This window comes from Sphaerisporangium rhizosphaerae (assembly GCF_042665155.1).
Lineage (GTDB): Bacteria > Actinomycetota > Actinomycetes > Streptosporangiales > Streptosporangiaceae > Sphaerisporangium > Sphaerisporangium rhizosphaerae.
The window spans coordinates 583,710-606,805 of the sequence record NZ_JBHTCG010000001.1 but is presented as its reverse complement, the minus strand read 5'-3'; the positions used below and the strand labels follow the sequence as shown (position 1 = coordinate 606,805).

General features: G+C 74.0%; 18 protein-coding genes. 9 read left to right on the top strand and 9 right to left on the bottom strand.

All coding sequences use genetic code 11. From position 1 onward, the window contains the following. Window positions 1-12: 12 nt before the first annotated feature. Together ACFQSB_RS02625 and ACFQSB_RS02620 are read right to left on the bottom strand one after the other, a co-directional pair. Complete coding sequence (locus ACFQSB_RS02625) at window positions 13-1,218, bottom strand: trypsin-like serine peptidase (RefSeq protein ID WP_380824027.1); 1,206 nt, start codon at window positions 1,216-1,218, stop codon at window positions 13-15. A 51-nt stretch (window positions 1,219-1,269) separates the two neighbouring features. Then, complete coding sequence (locus ACFQSB_RS02620; protein ID WP_380824026.1) at window positions 1,270-2,406, bottom strand: trypsin-like serine peptidase; 1,137 nt, start codon at window positions 2,404-2,406, stop codon at window positions 1,270-1,272. A 309-nt stretch (window positions 2,407-2,715) separates the two neighbouring features. Between ACFQSB_RS02620 and dxr the strand changes: the two genes are divergently transcribed. The 7 genes from dxr (at window position 2,716) to ACFQSB_RS02585 (ending at window position 10,463) form a co-directional block, all read left to right on the top strand. After that, entirely contained in the window at window positions 2,716-3,963 is a 1,248-nt protein-coding gene (gene dxr, locus ACFQSB_RS02615; RefSeq protein WP_354915780.1) for a 1-deoxy-D-xylulose-5-phosphate reductoisomerase, read from the top strand. 144 nt (window positions 3,964-4,107) lie between these two features. Continuing rightward, on the top strand, window positions 4,108-5,280 hold the full coding sequence (gene ispG / locus ACFQSB_RS02610) for a flavodoxin-dependent (E)-4-hydroxy-3-methylbut-2-enyl-diphosphate synthase (RefSeq protein WP_354835390.1): 1,173 nt from the start codon (window positions 4,108-4,110) through the stop codon (window positions 5,278-5,280). A gap of 146 nt (window positions 5,281-5,426) precedes the next feature. Then, window positions 5,427-6,536, top strand: coding sequence for a PP2C family protein-serine/threonine phosphatase (locus ACFQSB_RS02605; protein WP_380824025.1), 1,110 nt, complete (start codon window positions 5,427-5,429; stop codon window positions 6,534-6,536). 193 nt (window positions 6,537-6,729) lie between these two features. Then, window positions 6,730-8,319, top strand: coding sequence for an alpha/beta hydrolase (locus tag ACFQSB_RS02600; protein WP_380824024.1), 1,590 nt, complete (start codon window positions 6,730-6,732; stop codon window positions 8,317-8,319). Between the two features lie 47 nt (window positions 8,320-8,366). Then, window positions 8,367-9,209, top strand: a complete 843-nt coding sequence (locus tag ACFQSB_RS02595; protein ID WP_354915845.1) for a GNAT family N-acetyltransferase — start codon at window positions 8,367-8,369, stop codon at window positions 9,207-9,209. Window positions 9,210-9,219: 10 nt separating this feature from the next. Next, a complete protein-coding gene (locus ACFQSB_RS02590) occupies window positions 9,220-10,023 on the top strand; it encodes a HipA family kinase (RefSeq protein ID WP_380824023.1) in 804 nt (267 codons plus the stop codon). A gap of 53 nt (window positions 10,024-10,076) precedes the next feature. Beyond that, window positions 10,077-10,463 (top strand): DUF3037 domain-containing protein, encoded by a 387-nt coding sequence (locus ACFQSB_RS02585; RefSeq protein WP_380824054.1) that lies wholly within the window; start codon window positions 10,077-10,079, stop codon window positions 10,461-10,463. 99 nt (window positions 10,464-10,562) lie between these two features. Here ACFQSB_RS02585 and ACFQSB_RS02580 read toward each other — a convergent pair whose 3' ends face one another. The 3 genes from ACFQSB_RS02580 to ACFQSB_RS02570 all read right to left on the bottom strand — a co-directional run bounded on the left by ACFQSB_RS02580 (window position 10,563) and on the right by ACFQSB_RS02570 (window position 14,076). Further along, window positions 10,563-11,930 carry an alkyl sulfatase dimerization domain-containing protein gene (locus tag ACFQSB_RS02580; protein WP_380824022.1) on the bottom strand — a complete coding sequence of 456 codons (1,368 nt, stop codon included), beginning with the start codon at window positions 11,928-11,930 and terminating at the stop codon, window positions 10,563-10,565. Window positions 11,931-12,238: 308 nt separating this feature from the next. Then, complete coding sequence (locus ACFQSB_RS02575) at window positions 12,239-12,889, bottom strand: response regulator (RefSeq protein ID WP_380824021.1); 651 nt, start codon at window positions 12,887-12,889, stop codon at window positions 12,239-12,241. After that, entirely contained in the window at window positions 12,871-14,076 is a 1,206-nt protein-coding gene (locus ACFQSB_RS02570; RefSeq protein ID WP_380824020.1) for a sensor histidine kinase, read from the bottom strand. The genes ACFQSB_RS02575 and ACFQSB_RS02570 overlap by 19 nt, the downstream gene beginning before the upstream one ends. A 214-nt stretch (window positions 14,077-14,290) precedes the next feature. Between ACFQSB_RS02570 and ACFQSB_RS02565 the strand changes: the two genes are divergently transcribed. Together ACFQSB_RS02565 and ACFQSB_RS02560 are read left to right on the top strand one after the other, a co-directional pair. Further along, window positions 14,291-15,049 carry an ABC transporter ATP-binding protein gene (locus tag ACFQSB_RS02565; RefSeq protein ID WP_380824019.1) on the top strand — a complete coding sequence of 253 codons (759 nt, stop codon included), beginning with the start codon at window positions 14,291-14,293 and terminating at the stop codon, window positions 15,047-15,049. A 71-nt stretch (window positions 15,050-15,120) separates the two neighbouring features. After that, window positions 15,121-17,601: an FtsX-like permease family protein gene (locus ACFQSB_RS02560; protein ID WP_380824018.1), complete on the top strand. Its 2,481-nt coding sequence runs from the start codon at window positions 15,121-15,123 to the stop codon at window positions 17,599-17,601. 74 nt (window positions 17,602-17,675) lie between these two features. Here the strand turns inward: ACFQSB_RS02560 and ACFQSB_RS02555 are convergent, their stop codons facing one another. The 4 genes from ACFQSB_RS02555 to ACFQSB_RS02540 form a co-directional block, all read right to left on the bottom strand. Next, window positions 17,676-18,542 carry an AraC family transcriptional regulator gene (locus tag ACFQSB_RS02555; RefSeq protein ID WP_380824017.1) on the bottom strand — a complete coding sequence of 289 codons (867 nt, stop codon included), beginning with the start codon at window positions 18,540-18,542 and terminating at the stop codon, window positions 17,676-17,678. Window positions 18,543-18,730: 188 nt separating this feature from the next. Beyond that, window positions 18,731-19,543 (bottom strand): phytanoyl-CoA dioxygenase family protein, encoded by an 813-nt coding sequence (locus ACFQSB_RS02550; RefSeq protein WP_380824016.1) that lies wholly within the window; start codon window positions 19,541-19,543, stop codon window positions 18,731-18,733. A gap of 205 nt (window positions 19,544-19,748) precedes the next feature. Next, on the bottom strand, window positions 19,749-22,451 hold the full coding sequence (locus tag ACFQSB_RS02545; protein ID WP_380824015.1) for a LuxR C-terminal-related transcriptional regulator: 2,703 nt from the start codon (window positions 22,449-22,451) through the stop codon (window positions 19,749-19,751). After that, window positions 22,448-23,050 carry a TetR/AcrR family transcriptional regulator gene (locus ACFQSB_RS02540; protein WP_380824014.1) on the bottom strand — a complete coding sequence of 201 codons (603 nt, stop codon included), beginning with the start codon at window positions 23,048-23,050 and terminating at the stop codon, window positions 22,448-22,450. The genes ACFQSB_RS02545 and ACFQSB_RS02540 overlap by 4 nt, the downstream gene beginning before the upstream one ends. Window positions 23,051-23,096: the final 46 nt, after the last annotated feature.

Below are 23,096 nucleotides of genomic sequence, written 5' to 3'. Positions count from 1 at the left end.
CTGTCGTCCACCTCAGGCTCGCTGCGCCGCCTCGAACAGCCGGCGGGCCTGATCGCCGAAGTAGGGCCCGTACATCGTGCGCGGGTCGTCGCTGTACTTGAAGCTGCTCACCGAGGTGACCACGCCCTGCCCGGTCGCCGGGTCGAAGGAGCTCAGCCACGGGCCGCCGCTCGACCCGGCGGTGAGGTCACAACGCATGCCCTGGTCGCGGGTCTGGCCGTGCGGGTCGGCGTGCGTCGCGCCCGAGCAGTAGATCAGGTGCTCGCCGTCGTAGGGAGGGTCGGCGGGGAAGCCGAACCCGAAGGCGCGCTCGCCGCGCGGCGCGTCGAAGGCGATCTCCTGGCCGCCGACGACGTGCCCGAGGTGCCGCCCGTCCACCGGGTTGACCGCGACCATGCCGATGTCGTGGCTGTCGTCGCCCTTGGCCGACCAGGGCTCCGGCACGAGCGTCCGCCGGGCGGTGAACACCCCGAAGGGCCGCTCGCCCGCCTCGTAACCCGGCACGAACGTCCAGTTCTCGGCCCAGGGACCCCGGCCGTCCTTGACGCAGTGGCCGGCGGTGACGACCACGTCCATGGTGCGGCTGCGCACCGCGCCCGCCGAGCAGACGTAGTCGACGCCGCGCATGGTGAGGAACACCCGGCCGGTGGTGCGCGTCACCGCGCCCCCCGCCGCCCACCGGGCGCCGCTGGTGCTGACGCCGGGCGTCCGCGCGGCCGGCCGCGCGGCCACCGGCGCGGTGGACGCGCCCCCGGTGGTGGATCGGCCCTGCCCGGCCGGCCTCTCACGGGGCGGGGCGGCGGGACGCGACGGGGCCGGGGGCCGGGTGTGCCCCGGGGGCCTGGTGTGCGGAGGACGGGCGGCGGCGATGCGCAAAGGCAGGTCGCCGGAGCCGAGCCCGCCCAGCCTGGCGACCGAGCCGAGCAGCCCGCCGGGCAGTGCCCGCGCCATGCGCCGGGGCGTCCAGTAGGCGAGGACCCTGCGCTGCTCGGCCTCGGTGAGGGCGGCCACGTGCTGGACCACCCCCGCCGGGACCGAGGCCACCGGCTGGAGGACGCCCGCCCCAGCGACCGGAACGAGCGCGGCGGGCGGTGAGAACGGCGTGGCCGGCAGGCCGGAGCCCGCCGGTGGAAGGACCCGTGCGGAGGCGGCGGGCGCGGCACCGGCCAGCCCCGTGATGAGCGACGCGGCGGCGATCAAGGGGAGGATCGGGGTCATGGATCCCGAGTGTGGACTACGCAAGGTCGCCTTGTGGATACTTTCGGTGAATCAGGTGGCGTCCTGGTTCTGCGCCGTGGTGTAGACCGCCTGCGCCTCCGGGCCGAAGTACGGGCCGAACATCCAGTACGACGCGAAGTTGTACTTGAAGCTGTTCACCGAGTTCAGGGTGCCCGCGCCGGTCGCCTCGCTGAAGCCGAGGAACCACCCGCCGCCGCTGGAGCCGCCGGTCATGTCGCAGGTGAGGCCCTGGTCACTGGAGACCAGGAAGTCGTCGAACACCCGGCCGCTGCAGTAGATCAGCTTCGAGCCGTTGTAGGGGCCGGCCGCCGGGTAGCCGAAGGCGTACATCTGCCGCCCGCGCGGCTGGTTGAAGGCCACGCCCTGGCCGCCGACGACGTCGACCAGACGCCGGCCGTTCAGCGGCGCCACGACGGCGGCGGCCACGTCGAAGTTCATGTCCTCACTGGCGTTCCATTGCGGCGTGGTGAGCAGGCTGGTGGCGACCCAGGTGCCGTAGGGACGGCTGCCGTTGTCGTAGCCGGGGACGAACACCCAGTTGGTGTGGAAGGCGCCGCCGAGCTTCACGCAGTGGCCGGCGGTGAGCACGACGCTCTTGTTGGCGCTGGTGACCGCGGTGCCCGAGCAGGAGGCGCTGCGCCCCTGGTAGGTGAAGAAGACCCGTCCCTCGGTCCTGACGATCGTGCCGCCCGCCGTCCACGCGGCGCCCGGCGAGCGGGCCGACAGCGTGGCGGCCGGCGCGGTCGGCGAGGGCGTGGGGGCGGGGGTCTCGGCCTGCGCCGTCGGCGTGGGCGTGGCCGGCGCGGTCGGCGCCGCCTGGGTGGGCGAGGCGGAGGCGGTGGGCTCGGCCGGGGTGTCGGCGCGCTTCACGGCGTGCGCGCCGGGGGCCGGCAGGGTGATCGTCCTGCCGCCGCCGGGCGTGGCGGTCGTGCGCCCGCCGCGCGACCGCACCAGGTCCAGCGGCCTGGCGGCGGCCATCTTGGCCGGGGTCCAGAACTGCTTGACGACGCGCTGTTCCTTGGTGCTGTCGGCCGCGTCGTGAACGGCCGGCCGGGGCGCGGCGGACGGCTTGGCCGCCTCGGCGGTCGAGGCGTTCAGCAGGATTCCCGCCGCCGCCACGGGGGTGATGGCGAGGATGGGGATGAGACGTCGTGCCGTGGGGTGCATGCGGGGTCCTCCATGCGGTGGTCGCGGGAGCCGGGCGCCGCGCCGGCGGGGCGCGCTGCCCGGTGTCGGGCCGGCGCGGGACGCTGGACGCGGGCCCGGCTCCCGCGTGATCGGGTGCCGTGCTCTGACGCGGGAAGGTAGTGCGGTGGAATGCGGCATTTCTCGTGATTCGCCGAGACGGGTATGGCGGGTTTCGGGCATTGAGCTGCTGTTTTCTCACCAGTCGCAGTGGTGACACGGAACGGCCCCCGCGGACCTCTCCCCGGCGGTCCGGCGGGCGGGGCCGGGGCGGGCCGCGATAATGGGGGCATGCAGACCCCTCTCGCCGCGCCGGCCGGTCCCGCGGACTCCACCGCCGCCCTCGCGCGCGCCGGCCGTCCCGGCGCCGCGGAGCCGCGCTCGATCGTCGTGCTCGGTTCCACCGGCTCGGTGGGCACCCAGGCCCTGGAGGTCATCGAGCGCGACCCCGCGAGCTTCCGCGTCGCCGGGCTCGTCGCCGGCGGCGGCCAGGTCGACCTGCTGGCCCAGCAGGTGCGGCGGTTCCGTCCCGAGGTCGTCGCGGTCGCAGACGAGCGGGCGGTCCCCGCGCTTCGCGAGGCGATCGGCCCGGTGCCGGTCGTGGCGGGCGCCGAGGGGGTGGCGCAGGTCGCCGCCTGGCCCTGCGACATCGTGCTGAACGGCATCACCGGCGCGGTCGGGCTGACCTCCACGCTGGCCGCGCTGTCGGCGGGGCGGGTGCTGGCCCTGGCCAACAAAGAGTCGCTCATCATCGGCGGGCCGCTGGTCAAGCGGCTGGCCGGGCCGGGCAGCATCCTGCCGGTCGACTCCGAGCACTCGGCCCTGGCCCAGTGCCTGTGGGCGGCGGGGCCCTCCGGCCACGACCCCGCGCAGGTGCGGCGGCTGGTGATCACCGCCAGCGGCGGCCCCTTCCGCGGCCGCGCGCGGGCGGAGCTGACCGGCGTGACCCCCGAGCAGGCGCTGAAGCACCCCACCTGGGACATGGGCACGATGATCACGCTCAACTCGGCGACGCTCGTCAACAAGGGCCTTGAGGTCATCGAGGCAAACCTGCTGTTCGACATCCCCTTCGACCGCATCACCGTGGTCGTCCACCCGCAGTCGGTCGTCCACTCGATGGTCGAGTTCGTCGACGGGTCCACCATCGCCCAGGCCAGCCCGCCCGACATGCGGCTGCCCATCTCGCTGACGCTGGGCTGGCCGTCGCGCGTGCCGGGGGCGGCCGGCGCCGTCGACTGGACCAAGGCCCACACCTGGACGTTCGAGCCGCTGGACGACGAGGCGTTCCCGTCGGTGGCGCTGGCCAGGCACGTCGGCACGCAAGGCGGCACGGCGCCGGCCGTCTACAACGCCGCCAACGAGGAGTGCGCGGAGGCGTTCCTGGCCCGGCGGCTGCCGTTCCTCGGCATCGTCGACACCGTCGCGGCCGTGGTCGGCGAGCATTCGGTGACGCCGGCGGGGTCGGTGGAGGAGGTCCTGGACGCCGACGCCTGGGCCCGCGCCCGGGCCCGCGAACTGGTGGCCGCCCAGGAGGGCTGAGCCGCGCCCGGTCACCGGGGTGTGGCGGGAGTCACAGGTGGCCGGGAACTCCGGCTTTGTCGGCGGGCGGAGCCTACCGGTGCGCGGAGGTCCTTAGACTGGGGGGCGTCTTAGCGCGTCGCCACTATCAAGGTGCTGGAAAAGATGACATCTGTTGATCTGGGGATTCCCTCGGTACGGAGCAAGCCGATCGCCGAGCGGCGGGTGTCGCGGCAGATCATGGTGGGCTCGGTGCCCGTGGGCGGGGGCGCGCCGGTGACGGTGCAGTCCATGACCACCACACTGACCGCCGACGTGAACGCGACGCTGCAGCAGATCGCCGAGCTCACCGCCTCCGGCTGCCAGATCGTCCGCGTGGCCGTGCCCTCGCAGGACGACGCCGACGCGCTGCCGGCCATCGCGCGCAAGTCGCAGATCCCGGTGATCGCCGACATCCACTTCCAGCCGAAGTACGTCTTCGCCGCCATCGAGGCCGGGTGCGCGGCCGTCCGGGTGAATCCGGGCAACATCAAGAAGTTCGACGACAAGGTCGGCGAGATCGCCAGGGCCGCCGCCGACGCGGGCGTCCCCATCCGCATCGGCGTCAACGCCGGTTCGCTCGACCCCCGCCTGCTGGCCAAGTACGGCAAGGCGACCCCCGAGGCGCTGGTGGAGTCGGCGCTGTGGGAGTGCTCGCTGTTCGAGGAGCACGGCTTCCGCGACATCAAGATCTCCGTCAAGCACCACGACCCCGTCGTCATGATCCAGGCGTACCGCCTGCTCGCGGCCCAGTGCGACTATCCGCTGCACCTCGGCGTGACCGAGGCCGGCCCGGCGTTCCAGGGCACGATCAAGTCGGCGGTGGCCTTCGGCGCGCTGCTCGCCGAGGGCATCGGCGACACGATCCGCGTCTCGCTGTCGGCGCCCCCGGTCGAGGAGGTCAAGGTCGGCATCGGCATCCTGGAGTCGCTGAACCTCCGCGAGCGCGGCCTGGAGATCGTCTCCTGCCCCTCCTGCGGGCGCGCCCAGGTGGACGTCTACACCCTGGCCGAGCAGGTGCACGCCGGGCTCGACGGGCTGAAGGTCCCGCTGCGGGTGGCCGTGATGGGCTGCGTGGTGAACGGCCCCGGCGAGGCCCGCGAGGCCGACCTCGGCGTCGCCTCCGGCAACGGCAAGGGGCAGATCTTCGTCAAGGGCGAGGTCGTCAAGACCGTCCCCGAGTCGCAGATCGTCGAGACGCTCATCGAGGAGGCCCTGCGCCTGGCCGAGGAGATGGGCGTGGAGGTCGACCTGGACGACGACGAGGCCGCCTCCGGGCCGCAGGTCGTCGTCGGCTGATCTCCGCCCGCCCCCCGGCTGTCTCACCATTCGGGACGGCGGCCGGTCGGCGCCACAGGGCGAAATCCCCTGACGTGCGGGCGTTTCCGCAGGTCACAGCGGGCGTGGGTTTTTCGCCCGGGCTCGTGCTGGTGTATGCATGAAGGGTGCGGCACGCGTGGGGCAGAGCGGACGGGCACCGGCCGTGGCGGACGGGCCACGCGCTGGTGGCGATCCCGCTCGTGCTCATCTTCGTGATCACCGTGGCCGACCTGCTGACGCCGCGCGAGATCGAGCTGAGCCCCCTGCTGATCACCGCTCCGGCGATCACCGCCTCGTTCTCCGGGCCGTGGGTCACCGGGAGCGTGGGCGTGCTGTCCTTCGCCGGCGAGATGGTCGTCAGCGCGCACGACGGCACCATCGCCGACCGGCCCGTGCAGACGCAGTTCGCCGCGGCCGTCGTGGTCACGGTGTTCCTGGTGCTGTTCTCCTATCTGCGCGAGCGGCACCAGAAGGTCCTCACGCGCGTGCGGTCGGTCTCCGAGGCCGCCCAGCGGGCGCTGCTGCGCCCCCTGCCCGCGCGGCTAGGGTCGCTGCGGCTGGCCTCCATGTACCTGGCGGCCGAGGAGGAGGCGCAGATCGGCGGCGACCTGTACGCCGCGGCCCGCACCGATTCCCGGGCGCGCATCGTCATCGGCGACGTCCGCGGCAAGGGGCTGCCCTCGGTGTCGGACGCCGCCCTGCTCCTCGGCTCCTTCCGCGAGGCGGCGCGCAGGCACGCCACCCTGCCCGACGTGGCCCGGTACCTGGACCAGAGCGTGCGGTCCGACCTCGACGAGCACACCGAGGACCTCGAGCAGGCGCAGGAGAACTTCATCACCGCGGCCGTCATCGAGATCCCGCACGACCGGGCGGTGATCGAGATGATCGACTGCGGCCACCCGCCGCCGCTGCTCCTGCGCGACCACCAGGTCATGACGCTGGACGCGGCCAGGCCCGCGCCGCCGCTCGGCCTCGGCGAGCTGGCCGACCCGCTGTACGAGGTGGAGACCTTCGACTTCAAGGCCGGTGACACGCTGCTGCTCTACACCGACGGCGTCATCGAGGCCCGCGGCCGCGGCGGCGAGTTCTACCCGCTGGCCGACCGGCTGATGAGCTGGGAGGGCGACGGTCCCGAGACGCTGGTGCGGCACGTCCGCGACGACCTGCTCGCCTATGTCGGGGGGCGGCTCGGCGACGACGCCGCGATGGTCGCGATCCAGCGCCTGCCGGACTGACCTTCCACCGTCATCATCCGGGTCATTCCGTCATGTCTTCGATCCGCCCGAGCGCGACCGCGCGCGAAGCCTTGGATAACGGTGCGCAATCGAATGACTACAGATCGGTAAACATTGGGCCGGGTCGCCGGTCGTCGCGCGGCCGGGTCCGGGAGCATCGGCTTCTGCCACAGCCGCAGAGGGGAGTCAACGGGTGAGACGGGTTGTCAGTGTCATGGCCGGCGTGACCTTGCTGGTCACCGGGCTGACGGGAGCGACGGCGCGCGGAGCGGCCGCCGAGCCCAAGGGCGGGCCGACGTGGGCCGAGTGCCCCGGGCCGAAGTCGGTGGTCACGGTCGAGTGCGCGTCGCTGAACGTGCCGCTGAACCCGGCCGCGCCGGACGGGCGCGCCATCGCCCTGGCGCTCAGCCGCGTCCGGGGCGCGGAGTCGCACGACCACCGCCGGGGGCTCGGCGTCCTGCTGGTCAACCCCGGCGGTCCCGGCGCGCCCGGGGTGAACCTGGCCCGGTACGTGGCCGCCGCCCTGCCCAAGGACGTCGCCGCGCGCTACGACATCGTGGGCTTCGACCCCAGGGGCGTCGGGGCCAGCGAGCCGGCGCTCCACTGCGTGGACCCCAAGACGCACTTCGCCGCGCCGCGCCCGGACCAGGTGCCGGCCAACGACGCGGCCGAGGCGGCGCTGCTCGCCCGGGCCAAGGGGTACGCCGAGGCGTGCGCGACGCGCTGGTCGTGGCTGCTGCCGCACATGACCACGGAGAACTCCGCCCGGGACATGGACGCCATCCGGCGGGCGCTCGGCGAGGACAAGATCAGCTACCTGGGGTACTCCTACGGCACCTACCTCGGCTCGGTGTACGCGACGCTGTTCCCCAACCGGGTCAGGCGGCTGGTGCTCGACAGCGTGGTCGACCCCGAGGGGGTCTGGTACGACTCGAACATCGCCCAGGACTACTCCTTCGACCGGCGGCACCGTCAGTTCCTCGCCTGGGTCGCCCGGCACGACGACGCCTACCACCTGGGCGACACCGAGACCGAGGTGGCCAGGGCCTGGTACGGCATGCGCCGGCGGCTTGGCCTGCGACCCGCCGGGGGTCTGGTCGGCCCGAGCGAGCTGGACGACATCTACACCGTCGGCGGGTACACCAACGCCGTCTGGCCGCTGTTCGCGGCCGTCTTCTCCGCCTACGTCAAGAAGGGGCGGCCGGAGGGCCTGGTGGCCGCCTACCGCCGCCACGTGGACCACGACGCCGCCGCCGAGAACAACTACGCCGTCTACCTGGCGGTGCAGTGCCGTGACGCCGCATGGCCGCGCGACTGGGCGCGCTGGCAGGCCGACACCGCCAAGGTGAACGCCAAGGCGCCGTTCATGGCCTGGCCGAACGCCTGGTACAACGCGCCCTGCGCGTTCTGGCCGGAGAAGGGCGGGACGCCGGTGCACGTCGGCGACGTCGCCCACCTGCCTTCGATCCTGCTCGTCCAGTCCAGGCACGACGCCGCCACGCCCTACGCGGGCGCGGTGCGGGTGCGTGAACGCTTCCCGACGGCCCGGCTGCTGGTGGAGGGCGGCGGCAACCACGGGGTCTCTCTCGGGGACAACGCCTGCGTCGACCGGCACCTGGCCGCCTACCTGCGGGACGGCACCGTTCCCGGCGGCAGGGCCGAGCAGCGCACCGGGCGGCGGCCGGACGCCTTCTGCGCCGCCTCGGCCGAGCCCCGCCCGCCGCAGCCGGCCGAGGCCGACCCCGCGCACCCAAGGCCGGCGCAGGCGATCAACGGCCAGTAGGGTCGGTTCGTTCCAAAATCGGGGCTGTCGCGTAGGCTAAGCCCGTGATGCTGCGAACATCGGCGTCGCGGGTGCTCGACGATCAGGACCGCGACGAGGTGCTCACGCTCCTCGACGCGGACCCCGTCGCCAACGTCTTCGTCGCCTCCCGGGTCCGGTCCGTCGGGCTGAGCCCGGCCCGGCTCGGCGGACAGATGTGGGGGTTCGGCCCGCGCGGTGGGCTGACCTCGCTGTGCTATGCCGGCGCCAACCTGGTCCCGGTCAACGCCGGCCCCGAGGCCGTGCAGGCCTTCGCCGACCGTGCCCGCAGGCAGGGCCGGCGCTGTTCCTCGATCGTGGGCCCGGCCGACGCGGTGGAGAAGCTGTGGGAGCGGCTGGAGCCCTACTGGGGGTCCGCGCGGGCGATCCGCTGGGCCCAGCCGGTGATGGCCACCTCCTCGCCCTCTCCGGTGCCGCCCGACCCGCTGGTCCGCCAGGTACGCCCGGAGGAGTTCGCCACGCTGCTGCCCGCATGCGTGGCGATGTTCACCGAGGAGGTCGGCATCTCGCCCGACCTGGGGGACGGCGGCGCGCTCTACCGCTCCCGGGTGGCCGAGCTGATCCGCATCGGCCGCTCGTTCGCCCGCATCGAGGACGGCCAGGTCGTCTTCAAGGCCGAGGTCGGGGCGGTGACGCCGCAGGTCTGCCAGATCCAGGGCGTGTGGGTGCATCCCGACCGCCGCGGCCAGGGGCACGCCGTCTCGGGCATGGCCGCCATCGTGGACCTGACACTGCGCCACTTTGCCCCGGTGGTGTCGCTCTACGTCAACGACTTCAACGTCCCCGCTCGCGCGGCCTACCGCAGAGTCGGCTTCAAAGAGGTCGACACCTTCATGTCCGTCCTTTTCTGAACCGTTCCGCATGCCTCCCCGGGGGCGCGGGGTGGGGCGGGGAGCTGGGTACCCTTGGCGGGTGCTCGAACTGGTGACCGCGACGCGCTATGTGACCCCCCTCCGGGAGGGGGGATCGCTGCCCGGCGTCGTCGAGGCGGACGATCTTGGTACCTATGTCGTGAAATTCCGCGGTGCGGGGCAGGGGCGGCGGGTGCTGGTCGCCGAGATCATCTGCGCGGAGCTGGCCCGGCGGATCGGGCTGCGCACCCCTGAGCTGAAGGTCGTCGACCTCGACCCGCGCATCGGCGCGCGCGAGCCCGACCAGGAGATCCAAGATCTGCTCCAGGCCAGCGAGGGCCACAACCTGGGCGTCGACTTCCTGCCCGGGTCGCTCGGCTTCGACCCGCTGGCCTGGACCGCCGACGCCGACCTCGCCTCCCGCGTCCTGTGGTTCGACGCGCTGGTCCACAACGTCGACCGCAGCTGGCGCAACCCCAACCTGCTGGTCTGGCACGGCGACATCTGGCTGATCGACCACGGCGCCGCGCTGTGGTTCCACCACAACTGGCGCACCGCCGACCCGCAGCGCCGCTTCGACGCCGGCGACCACGTGCTCGCGCCCTTCGCCACGCGCGTCAAGCAGGCCGACGCCGAGCTGCCCGGCCTGATCACCGAGGAGCTGCTCGGCGCGGTCGTCGCCCTGGTCCCCGACGAGTGGCTGGAGGGCGAGCCCGGCTTCCCCGACGCCGCCTCCGTGCGCCGCGCCTACGTCGACCACCTGCTCGCGCGCGCCCACGGTCCGCGCGCCTGGCTGCCGGAGGCCGGCCGATGACCACCGCGCTCCCGCCCGAGCACCGCGCCGCCTCCGCTGATACCCGCGAGACGATGGCCGTCTACGAGTACGCGGTGATCCGCGTCATGCCCTGCGTGGTCCGCGGCGAGTTCCTCAACGTGGGGGTGATCCTCTACTCCCAGCCGAACGGCTACCTGTGCGCCCGCGCCGAGCTGGAGGAGTCCCGGCTCCGCGCGCTCGACGAGACCCTGGACGTGGGGGAGGTCGGCAAGGCGCTGGCGGCCTACGAACGCGCGTGCTCGGCCGACGCGGGGCCGCTGCGCGGCGAGTCGCTCGGCGGGCGCTTCCGCTGGCTCACCGCCCCGCGCAGCACGGTCGTGCAGACAGGCCCGGTCCACGCCGGGCTGACCGGCGACCCGGAGGCCGAGCTGGAATGCCTGCTCGACCGGCTGGTCCGCAGGCGCACCTCGGCGCACTAGCGTGCCGTCAAGGCTTTCGGGCCGGGTCGCGCGGCCTTCCGCGAAGGTCGACCCGCCCCGCGCTCGGCTACGGGGGAAAGCCGGGCGCGGGACGGGCGTTCATGGAGCCGCCGGCCCGCGGGCACCCGGCGGCCGGCCTCCGTCGGGGGCGGCGGTGGAGGGCACCCACCACATCTGGCCGCCGGCGATCTCGTGGTACACGTCGAGCAGGTCCTTGCCGGTCGTCACGCTGCGCGACTCGGCCGCCGCCCAGGTGTAGACGCCGCGCGACATGGTGGAGGTCTCCTGCCGCACCCGCAGCGTGTAGACGCGCGCCCTGATCTCGTGCACCTTTCGGTCGGACGGGTCGGCCTGGGTCGCCAGCTCGGCGAGCTGGCAGGCCAGGCGCAGGTCGCCCTCGGCGGCCGCCGTGGCGGCGCGCGTGGCCAGGGCCGCCGCCCCGCCGGACAGGCCGGCCAGCGCGTGGGCGAGGACGTCGTCGGGCGGGGGCTTCAGGTGGGCGGGGTTGCCGTCGTGCCAGCCGCCGTACAGCCGCCAGATGTTGCGCACGACGAACTCCGGCTCGTCATAGTGCGGTTGCAGGTAGGGCCGGCCGGCCAGCGCCTCGGGCGGCCGGACGGCATGGATGATCTCGTCGAGCCGGGCGCCGGCGTTCATCATGTCCAGCGTCTGCTCGACCAGGCTGTCCAGGTAGTCGGCGGTGTCGGTCAGCGCCTGGCGCACGCGCGCCGCGCCGGCGATCGGCAGGCCGTGGCCGGGCAGCAGCACCTCGGGCGACAGGGCGGCCATCTTGCGCAGGGCCAGAGCCCACTCGTCGGGGTACCGCTGGACCTTCTGCGGGTTGCCCGCGTTCGGGGTGACCCAGATGAACAGGTCACCGGTCAGCAGGACGCCGCGCTCGGGCAGGAACGCCCAGGTGGCGTCGTCGGTCTCGCCGCGCGCGTGCCGCAGTTCGAGGGTGACGTCGCCGAGGGAGAGGTCGATCCGGTCGTGGTAGGTCAGGTCCGGCTGGCGGAAGCTCGTCGGCCACACCATCCGGGTGAAACCGAACTGGCGTTGGTTGATCACCGTGTTGTACCCGGCCGTCCTGGCGTAACGGACGAATCGGGCGGCGACCTTCTCGTGGGCGATCACCTGGGGCCGCGGGCCGCTCTCGGCGTCGAAGGGCTCCATGCCGGCGACGTGGTCGAAGTGGCCGTGCGAGAAGATCGCGTAACGGACCGGCTCGTCCGACCAGGCGCGCATGGCCGCGTGCATCGTGCGCGCGTCCACGTTGTTGCCCGAGTCGAACAGAGCCAGGCCGCCGTCCCCCCTGATGCCGTAGACGTTGCCGAACGCCGGCCACATGACCACGCCTTCGGCCACCTCCTGCACCCCCCTCGAGCGCAGGTCCCGCAGCGGCACCTCCTGCGGGGGCACCGACCCGCGCCAGACACTGTCCGCGTGCTCGAGGATCGGCGATGTCATATGCCAAGCATGGCCCCGACCGATCCGGTGGCAGCAGTAGGGAGATCCCTACACCTGCCCGCGCCGCGTCCCATCCCGCGCGGCCCCGCTCGCGCCCGGCGTCACGGGCGGCGAAAACTCGGCGGTGTCGGGCTCCGCGGCGACCGGCGGCTCTCGGGGTCATCGCTGATCCCCGCTCTATCTTGATCGACATCGTCAACCGCAGTCCCCGCCGGCCGCGGTGGGGGCCGCGGTTGACGTGGCGGGGCTCCGGCGAACTTGGTGCGCGGCCTGGTGACAGGTCCGCTCCGGCCGCGTGCGACGAGCTGTCAGCCTCGCAGGTAGGTGAGGACGGCCAGGACGCGGCGGTGGTCGTCCTCGGCGGGGGGCAGGTCCAGTTTGGCCAGGATGCCGGCGATGTGCTTGGACACCGCCGCCTCGGTGACCACCAGCCGCCGGGCGATGGCGGCGTTCGAGCGGCCTTCGGCGATGAGCCCGAGCACCTCCCGCTCGCGGGGCGTCAGACGGGCCAGCGGGGCGCGGCGGCGGCCGAGCATCTGCCGGACGACCTCGGGATCGACGATCGTGCCGCCGGCGGCGACCCGCTCGAGGGCGTCGACGAAGTCCCTGACGTCGCCGACGCGGTCCTTGAGCAGGTAGCCGATGCCCGCGCCCGCGCCCACGTCGAGGAGCTCGGCCGCGTAGGTCTGTTCGACGTACTGGCTGAGCAGCAGCACCGCAGGCCCCGGGCGGTGGGCCCGCAGGGCCAGGGCGGCGCGCACGCCCTCGTCGGTGAAGTCGGGCGGCATCCGGACGTCCATGACCACGATGTCGGGCTCGTGCTCCCGCACGGCGTCCAGCAGGGCGCCGGCGTCGCCGACCGACGCGACGACCTGGTGGCCGAACCGTTCGAGCAGCCCGGCCAGCCCTTCGCGCAGCAGGACGACGTCTTCGGCGATGGCTACGCGGAGAGGGGGCACGGAATCTCCACTCGAAGCGAGGTGGGGCCGCCGGGCGGGCTGGACAGGGTCATGACGCCGTCGACGACGGCGAGCCGGTCGGCCAGCCCGGACAGCCCCGACCCCGCCGCCGGGTCGGCGCCGCCGACGCCGTCGTCCTCCACCTGGAGCACCAGCGTGTCGTCCAGCAGCCTGCCGCGGACCAGGCAGTGGTTCGCCGCGCTGTGCCTGGCCACGTTCGCCAGCGCCTCGGAGGTGACGTAGTAGGCGGTCACCTCGATCGGGCCGGGCAGTCGCGCGGGCAGGGAGATGTCCACCTCGACAGGGACCGGCGACCGGCCCGCCACGTCGAGCACGGCGGCGGGCAGCCCACGGTCGGTCAGCACGTGCGGATGGATGCCGCGGATCAGCTCGCGCAGCTCCGCCAGCGCTCTTTTGGCCTCCCCGTGCGCCTGGTCGATCTGGACGGCGGCCGGCGAGCCCGGTGGCAGGTCGAGCAGGGCGAGCCCCAGGTTCATGGTGAGCGAGACCAGCCGCTGCTGGGCCCCGTCGTGCAGGTCGCGCTCGATGCGCCGCCGCTCGCTCTCGAAGGCGTCGACGAGCCGGGCGCGCGAGCGGACGACCTCGGTGTCGTCCGGCGCGAGGACCGCGCGGACGATGCTCGCCCGGGTGCCCGCCCAGGCGGTGACGACATAGGCGGCCACGGGGAACAGCAGAAGCCCACCGGCGGCCACGAGCCAGCCGGTCAAAAGGTCGAGAGTGGGCTGCAACGGCCCCGACAACAGCAGCAGCGGCAACCAGATGGCCTGGAACGCCACGCCCAGGTCGACGAACCACATGACCATCGCCACCGGCAGGAGGGCCATCTCACGCCAGGTGGCCTGTTCGCGCAGCCGGGTGGCGAACCAGGCGCGCACGCCCGGCCGATCGGGGGGCCGGTGCGGGTCGGCGGCCGGGCGGAGGTCCACCAGGCCGAGCCGCGCCCGCTCGAGCCGCGCGGCGGCAAGCCCGCTCACCACGACGAGCGGTAGCAGGACGGCGCAGGCGACCGCGAGCCCGTACAGGTACGCGAGGGCCGCCAGGACGGCGGCGGCCAAGGCGAGATAGGCGCTGGACAGCAGGTACGCCAGCGAACGCCACGGCCAGGGCGACCGCAGGAACGCCGACGGCTTGCGGGTGAGGGCCTCCAGGGCGGTCCGGGCGAGCACGGTCCGACGCTATCCGACCTCCGCGGCCCGCACAGTGGTGCTGGGTCTACCTCCGGTCCTCGCCGTAGCGCCAGTGTGCCGCCGCCGCCGACCGGCTTGGCTTGCCGTCATGGAGAACGCAGAGACGGCCCGCCCAGGCATGAGTCACCCGGCCTTGGAACGCCTGAGTACGGACCGCGGGGGAACGGGTCGCCCGGATGCCGACAATTCGGGCATGGGGCGTGTGGGGACGGACTCCCCGGACGTCGTGCGGTTGTGGTCGGTGAAGAAGACCTACCGCACGGCCGCCCATGAGGTGATCGCGCTCGACGGGGTGACGACCGGCTTTCCCGCCGGCACCTTCACGGCCGTCATGGGCCCGTCCGGCTCGGGGAAGTCCACGCTGCTGCAGTGCGCGGCGGGGCTCGACCGGCCCGACGGTGGGAAGATCGTCATCGACGGCACCGACCTCGCCACGCTGAAAGAGACCGCTCTGACCGTGCTGCGACGCGAGCGGGTGGGGTTCGTCTTCCAGGCGTTCAACCTGGTCTCCGCGCTCACCGCGGAGCAGAACGTCTCGCTGCCTCTGCGCCTGGCGGGGCGGGCGGTCGCCTCCGCCGAGGTTCGCGCGGCGCTGGCACGGGTCGGGATGGCCGAGCGCGCCGGCCACAGGCCGAGCCGGCTCTCCGGCGGCGAGCAGCAGCGGGTGGCCATCGCGCGCGCTCTGATCACCCGGCCGGCCGTGGTGTTCGCCGACGAGCCGACCGGCGCGCTGGACATCAAGGCATCCCGCGAGGTCCTGCGCCTGCTGCGCGGCATGGTCGACGACCAGGGGCAGACGGTGGTCATGGTGACGCACGATCCGGTCGCGGCGGCCTACGCGGACAGGGTGCTGTTCCTGGCCGACGGCCGGCTGGTGGAGGAGCTGAACGGGAAACTCGACGCGGAGTCGGTCGCGGCCCGCATGACAGGTCTGGAGCGGTCGGCATGCTGAACGCGACCGCGGGCGGTGCAGGGACAGAGCGTGTGGGAAGCGGTGTGGTAGAGCGTGCGGGAGGCGGCGCGGTGGGACGTGCTGGTGGCGGCGGGTCGCGGCGTTCGGGCGGTGGCGCGTGGCTGGGCGTCGCCGGGGTGCGCGAGCGCTGGACCACCTTCGCCGGCACGTTCGTGACGCTCTTCCTGGCGGTGGCGATCGTGTCGGTGACCTCCCAGGCGTTCTTCTCGGCGGGGCCCCGGCTCCCGGCCCGGCTCGCGGGCGCCGCCGTCCTGGTGGCGGTGCCGACGATCGAGCGGCAGGAAGGGAACTTCACCCCCGACCGGCCCTGGTCGCCCGAGACGGCCGCGGCGCTCACCGAGCGGCTCGGCGGCATCCCCGGCGTGGCGCGGGCCATACCCGACAGATCCTTCTACGCGCAGGCCGTCATCGCGGGCGAACCGGTCGAGGCCCACCAGGGGTACGCCTGGTCCGCCGCGGCGCTGGCCCCGTACCGTCTGGCGTCCGGCACGGCGCCGCGGGGCCCGGGACAGGTCGTGCTCGACCGGGCGCTCGGCCTCGCCCCGGGAGCCCGGGTCACCGTGCTGACCGCGAGAGGACCCGCGGTCCACACGGTGTCGGGCACGGTCGACGCGCCGGGCGTGTACGTGAGCGACGCGGAAGCGGACACCCTCGCCGGCGGGGTGCGGACGATCGGGCTGGTCACCGCGCCGGACGCGGACGTCGCCGCGGTCGAGGCCGCCGCGCGGGCGGTCACGGGCGGCGACGGCCGGGTGTTCGCCGGCGAGGCGAGGGCCGCCCTGGAGCCCTTGGACGACGCGCGGATCCGCTGGATCGGGATGCAGGTGCTCACCGCCATGGCCGCCATGGGGGCGTTCGTCTCGATCTTCGTGGTGGCCTCGACGTTCTCGTTCGGCGTGGCGCAGCGGCGGCACGAGTTCGGGCTGCTGCGGGCCGTCGGGGCGACCCCGCGCCAGGTCCGCGCGATGGTGTACGGCGAGGCGCTCGTGGTCGGGGTCGCCGCCGCGGCGGCGGGGGTCGCGCTCGGCGCCCTGCTCGCTCCGGTCTTCGGAGACCTGCTGGTGGAGGCCGGGTTCGAACCGCGGGGATTCGCGGTGGAACCGCGGCCGGTCCCGCTCGCCGGCTCGTTCGCGGTCGGTGTGCTCGTCGCCCTGATCGGCGTGGGGTCGGCCTCGCGGCGTGCCGCCCGGGTGAGCCCGCTGGAAGCGCTTCGCGAGGCCGGGGCGGACGAGCGGCCGATGCCGCGCGGCCGGTGGATCGCCGGCCTGCTGTTCTGCGCCGCCGGCCTGGCCGGCGCGGTGCTCACCGCGAGCACCGGCGGCGACGGCCTGGTGAGCTCCGGCCTCGCCACCGCGATGGCGCTCATCGTCGGCCTCGCCCTGCTCGGTCCGGCCGTCGTCCCTGTGGTGGTGCGGGTGCTCACCTGGCCGCTCGGACGGCTGCGCGGCGCGGCGGGAATGCTGGTGCGGGAGAGCGCGCTGGTCGCGGTCAGGCGTACCGCCTCGACGGCGACGCCCGTACTCGTCACGGTGGGGTTCGCCGTGCTGATCACCGGAATGGTGCAGACGACGGCGGGCGCGTTCGTGTCCGCGCGGACCGCCTCCTTCCCGGTGAAGGCGATGGTGGTCGCGGACGGCGTGCCCGGCCTCTCCGATGCGGCGGTCTCCGCGGCCGGCGCGACGTCCATACTGACCACGGCCTTGTACAAGGGGAACGGCGACGCCGCGCCCACCGCGGGCGTCAGCCCCGAGCTGGTCGCGCGGGGTTGGGGAAGGCTCCGCGTGCTGTCGGGGTCGCTCGACGGTTTCGGCGAGCGGGGGGCCGACAACGGCGGGCGGGGGGACGGCATCGCCGTCGCGTCGTGGGTGGCGGACCAGTGGGGCTGGACGCCCGGCCGCACGGTGCGAGCGGCCTTCGAGGACGGCATCGACGTGCCGCTACGGGTGATCGCTGTGGTCGAGGGCGGACCGGGCGGCGTTCTGGTGCCGCGGGATCTGGTCAGGACGCATGACAGGTCGGTGCTCGCCGACGAGGCGTTCGTCCTGGGCGAGAGCGCGGGGCCGCCGCCGTCCGGGTTCGGCGCTCGGGTGGTCGACCTCGCGACCTATCGGGCCCTGGCCGACACCGAGGACGACCGGCTCGTGTGGATCTTCACCGTCCTCCTGGTCGTCGTGTCGGCGGGCTACACGGCCGTCGCGATCGCCGGCACGCTGATGATGGCGGCGGCCGGCCGGCTCCGCGACATGACCGTGCTGCGCCTGTCCGGCGCGACGACCCGGCAGGTGCTCGGGACGGTGGCCGCCGAGTCGGCGCTCGTGGTCATCCTCGGGACGGTGCTGGGCCTGGCGGTGGCGCTGCCCGCGCTGCTCGGGATGCGCGCGGGGTTGGAGGAGGCCATGGCGACTCCGGTCGCGCTCGTCCTGCCGGGGCCGTTGCTGCTGGGCGTGGTGGGCGCGTGCCTGACCATCGCGGCAGGCGCCGCCACCCTCACCACCTGGCCCGCCCTACGCCCGGGCCGGGCGGCGAGATGACCGGCTGACGCCGCACACCGCCGTGAGAACGGCGGGAAGCGGCGTCACGCCCCGGATGCCCCGGCGGGCGCCGTTCAGCCGTGTTCGGGTTCCACCGGGAGCCACAGTTCGGCGTCGGCCTCGGTCTTCTCCGGCGACAGGCGGATGCGCACGATCTCGGGGCCGGTGCGGGTGCGGTACGGGTTCGACGGGAACCACTCGGTGAACACATCCCGCCACAGCTCCTGGATGGCCCGCGGCGCCGGCCCGGAGGTGGTGAAGACCGCCCAGGCGCCGGCCGGCACGGCCAACGTGGTCGTGCCCTCCGGAGCGGCCGCGGAGGTGATCACGCCCTGGTAGTAGTCGAGGTCGGTGCCCTCGGCGCGGCTGGGGTCCAGGTCGTCGCAGACCGCGACGATGCCGTGCGGCTCCTGGTCGGACAGTTTCTCCAGGCGCTCCAGGGTCCGCGGGTCGATCGCGCGGACGAAGTCGATGATCGCCTGGTTCGGCCCCGCATGCACCAGCGGTACCCGGGTCTTGAGCCCGACGACGGTGAAGTCCGGCTTGTCCACAACGCGGTATCGCATACTGCTACTTCCTTCGATGGTGAGGCGGAAGGCCATCCGCGACTGGGAGCTGAGCGCGGCGCGGGTACGCCGGGCCTCGCCCGGTCCGATGCCGTGCATGGCACGGAACGCCCGCGCGAACGCCTCCCCGGAGCCGTAGCCGTAGCGCACCGCGATCTCCAGCAGCGTTTCACGCCCCGCGAGTACTTCGGCGCCCGCGAGGGTGAGCCGGCGGCGCCGGATGTACTCCGACAGCGGCATGCCCGCGAGCGCGGAGAACATCCGGCGCAGGTGGTACTCCGAGGTGGCCGCGACGCGTGCCAGCTCCTCCACCTCGACGGCCTGGTCGAGATGGCGTTCGATGTGCTCCATGGCCTGGTTCAGCCGCTCCAGCACGCCCGGCCCCCTTCCTCGTGACGACCACCACACTAGGCAGTGCCCGACCACGCGGGACCCCGACATCGGCGGCGCCTGCTTCGGCCGCCGGTGCTCGGGGAGTGGTGAGACCTGCTTCCGCAGTGCGCCGGACGTGCCGCTGCCGGGGACTGGTTCTCCGCCCGGTCACAGGAGCGGGTGAAGGGTGTCTACCCGGCGCCGCGGTCGGCGCCGTCCCCGTCCGGCCCGGGGGTGTGCTGTCCCAGGCCCCGGCGGATCGCGATCTCCACGGGTGAGTACGCGCCGTCGGCCCGCTCCAGTTCGTACGGCGCGGCCGGCATCAGCGGCGGCTGGGCCATGAAGCGCGGACGCACCCCGTGGTGCGGTTGCGCGGCGTGCACCAGGAACGGATGGCACAGGAAGACGTCACCCGGGGACCCGGTGGCGAGGGCGAGTGGCCGGTGGTCGGACGCCGCCACCAGATCGGGTGCGAGGGCCAGCCCGCTGGCCCCGTCCTCTCCGTGCTTCTCCAGCACCTTCGGCACGTCGAGGTGTGAACCGACCCGGATCCGGGTCGGGGCGTCCTGCTCACCGACCTCGCTGAACAGGAACAGCATCAGCAGCGCCCGGCCCCGGGAGCGCAGGTTGGTGAAGTACCAGCTCTCGCCCTCCGGCAGATAGCTCCCCTCGATGTGCCAGCCCGCGTCGTCGGGTTCCTCCTCGTGCGGGAAGCGCAGCGGGAAGGTGCCCAGCGAGTAGCGCGGTTGCCAGCGTCCCGCGCCGACGAGCAGGTCGTAGGCGTGGTGCAGGGACGGGGAGTTGGGCGCGGCGGCGAACGGCCCCTGCGCCATGTCGCCCACCCAGTGCACGGGCCGGGTCCACGTCGCCGGGTCGCCGGGGTCGCAGCCCGTCTCCCGCCACAGCAGCCGGGCGCAGTGCTCGGCCACACGCGGCGCGACGGCGCCCTCCAGCTTCACGAAGCCGTCCCGGAGGAAGCGGGATATCAAGGCCGTGTCATCCATGTCATTCATGTCATCCATGTCGTGCATGCCCCCATCGTGCGGGGACACCGGCCCCGAGCGCCCGACATTCTCCGCACCGCCTTTGTCGGGTGTACACCGAGCCCCTTCCGGCTCCGGTCGCCATACGAGACCGGAGGCTTCCATGACGACCCTGACCTCCGGATGCAGGGGTGGGGCCGCGGGTCCAGGGCCGGGTTCGGGTGGGTCAGACCTCGCCGCGTTCGTGGGCGAGGGCGAGTTCGACGCGGGAGCGCAGGCCGGTCTTGGCGTACACGCGGGAGAGGTACACCTCGACGGTCTTGCGGCTGTAGTGCAGCTCGTCGGCGATCTGCGGGTTCGACATGCCCTCGGCGACCAGTTCGACCACGCGCCGCTCGACGGGCGTGAGCCCGGTGGAAGGGGAGGGGACCAGCCCGGCCTGCCGCATCGCGCGGGCGGCGCGGTCGCGCCAGGGGGCGGCGCCGAGGTCGGTGAAGATGGCGTGCGCCCTGACCAGGTGGGAGCCGTCGGCGAGCGCGCCGAGGACCAGCCGGGCCTTGCCCTCCTCGAAGCGCAGGCCGTCCGCCCGCGCGGACTCCAGCGCGGCCTCGGCGGCGGCGGCGTCCCCGAAGACCATGGCGCCGGCCAGCTCGGCGGACATCCGCGCCCGCGGGGTGCCGGTGCGGGCGGTCTCGGCGAGCGCGGTCGCCGCGGCGCGGGCCGCGTCCAGCTCGCCGGCGGTGGCGTGCATGTTGACGCGGATGGCGAACTCGCGGTGCCGGACGTCGGGCGGACCGGAGGCGGCCTCGTCCAGCAGGCGGGCGGCGGTGCCCCGGTCGCCGAGCCCGAGAGCGCGCCGGGCCTTGAACACGGCGCGAAGCGAGAGCTGGAGCACGCAGTTGGGCGGCGGGTCGGCGAGCAGCCGCCCGGCCTCGTCGTAGCGTCCCTGGTCCAGCAGGATGTCCACCTCGATGTTGCGCAGCAGGGCGACGTTCTCCCACAGCCCGGCCTCGGTGAGGGCGACCGCGTCGGAGCGGATGTCGCGCAGGGCGTGCTCCCATTCGCCGCCGAGCCGGCGGACGACGGCCATGGTGCGCGCGTGCTGCCCGGCGATGTTGTGCCAGCCGAGCCCCCGGTAGATCTGCTCGGCCTGCGACAGCAGGTCCAGCGCCCGCGTGCGCGCGCCGGCGCTGGCCAGGATGTGCGCGGCCGACTCCAGCCCGGCCAGCCGGCCGGCCGGCGGCAGCGCGGCCGAGGCCGACAGCAGCGCGTCGAGGGCGCGTTCGGTCTCCTCCCACCGCGCCTTGATGATCGCGTCCCCGGCCAGCGCGCTGAGGGCGATCACCAGATCCTGCGCCGGGCATCCCGGAAGCGCCCGCCACGCGGCCTCGGCAAGGCCGGCCGAGGGCAGGCCGAGCTGGGTGCTGATGACCGCCTGCTGGGCCAGCAGGGCGGTCGGGTCGTCGGCGTGGGGGAGCTGCTCGGCGGCGATGGACACCGCGACCTCGTACCGGCCCATGGCGTGCGCGGCGTTGACCATCGTCTGCGCGGTGCGGGTGTGCCGGCGTCCGGGGGCGAGCACGGCCAGGGCGGCCTGGCCGGCGGCCAGGGCGTCCGCCGGTCGTGAGCCCTTCCAGTACGACAGGGCCTGCCGGGACAGCAGCACGCCGCGCTCCTCGGCGGGGGCCGGTTCGGCGGCCCTGCCGTACCAGTGGGCGGCCGACAGCGGCGCCGTCCAGCGGGTCAGTTCGGCGGCGCGCAGCATGGCGGTCAGCGCCTCGGCGCTGCTGCCGCCCTCGGCGACGTGGGTGGCCCACTCGAGCACCCGCCGGGTGCCGCTCAGACCCTGCCGGTGGAGCAGTTCGGCGATGCGGACGTGGACGCGCCGCCGCTCGGCCGGCCCGAGGTCGGCGTACAGGGCCTCGGCGACCAGCGGGTGGGTGAACTCGTAGGCGCCGTCGCGGGTGGGCTCGACCAGGCCGTCCCGCACCAGGCCGTCGAAGGCGCGCTCGGCGTCGGCCGCATCCAGGCCGGCGACCTCGGCCAGTGCGGGCAGGTCGGTCGTGGAGGCGGGCCGGGTGCGGCGCAGCGCGGCCAGCACCCGGGCCAGGCTGCGGCCTCCCTGGTCGCGCTGGAACAGCCGGCTGAGGATGGCGCCGCGGCGGTCACCGGGGAAGGCGGACTGAACGGCGCCGCCCTGCACCAGGGTGAGCACCGCCTCGCGGGCGAACCACGGGTTGCCGCGGCTCTCGGCGTGCACGCGGCGCACGGTCGCCTCGCTCGGCACCCGGCCGAGCAGGCCGCTCACCAGCGCGGCGACCTCCTCCAGCGACAGCGGGCTGAGCCTGACCACCAGGTCGGCGTCCATGGCGGGGAGCCGGCGGGCGGTGCCGGCGACGGCCAGCCCGCGCACGCGGCGGGGCAGATAGGACAGCGCGCCCAGGGTGTCGGCGTCGGCCAGGTGCAGGTCGTCGATGGCGAGGAAGGTGCGGCCGGGCAGCGACTCCAGCAGGTTGGCGGTGCGCACGGCCGGGGCGGCGCCGGTGACGCCGAGCGCGGCCTGGTCGATGGCGTCCAGCAGTTCCTTGAGCGGTTCGCGCGCGGCCGGTTCGGCGTGCAGCGGCCCGAGGGCGTCCGCGAGGGAGGCGTAGGCCAGGCCGCTGCCGAAGTCGCGGGCCTGGCCGTGCAGGACGCGGTAGCCCATGGTCGTGGCCAGGGCCTCGGTCTCGGCCAGCAGGTGGGACTTGCCGATGCCCGCCTCGCCCTGGATCAGCACGGTCAGCGGCGGGCGCAGCAGCGCCGTCTCCAGTCCCCGCAGGATGGCGGGGCGGTCGGCGGGAGGGTCGGCTCCGGCGTCGGGCCACCTGAGCGGTGCCTCCGGGCCGGCGGCGGACGGAGGGGCGTCTTCGTGGTGGCCTGTCACCGTCACCCGGCCTGGTCGTGGGATGCGGCGGACCCGGGAGCCTCGCCGGCCTCCGGCGGCGGGAACGCGTCGTGGACGGCGAGCGCGGCGGTGAGGACCAGGTCGCGCACGGTCTTCTCGGGCAGGTCCATCGTCTTGACCACCGCCAGTTGCAGCGACCCCATGACCGCCCACGCCCGCACCCGGGCGGCGTCATCGGGGGAGGGCCCGGCGAGCCGGGCGTGGATCTCGTCGCGGAAGGCCCGGATGGCCTCGCGGGGCGAGCCGGGGGTGGCCTGGTCGGCTCCGCCGATGTCCTCCATGAGCAGGCCGACGATGGCGCGGTGCCGCACGACGAACGTGGTGAGCGGCTCGACGAAGGCGCGGGGATCGCCGCCGTGGTCGCTGTCGAGCAGCGCGACGAGGTCGTCGGCCGCGGGGGCGATGAGCTCGGCGGCCAGGCGGTCCTTTGGGTGGAAATGGTAGGCCACGGCCGTCTTGGTCAGGCCGACGCGGGCGGCGATGTCGGACAGCGAGGTGGCGGCGTAGCCGCGCTCGGCGAACAGCTGGCGTGCGGCGGCGAGGATGCGGGTGCGCGTGTCACCCCCGCGGTCGATTGTGGTCATCGTCTCACTTCTCAGCGCGGTCGGGCGTCCAACGATATTCCCGCCT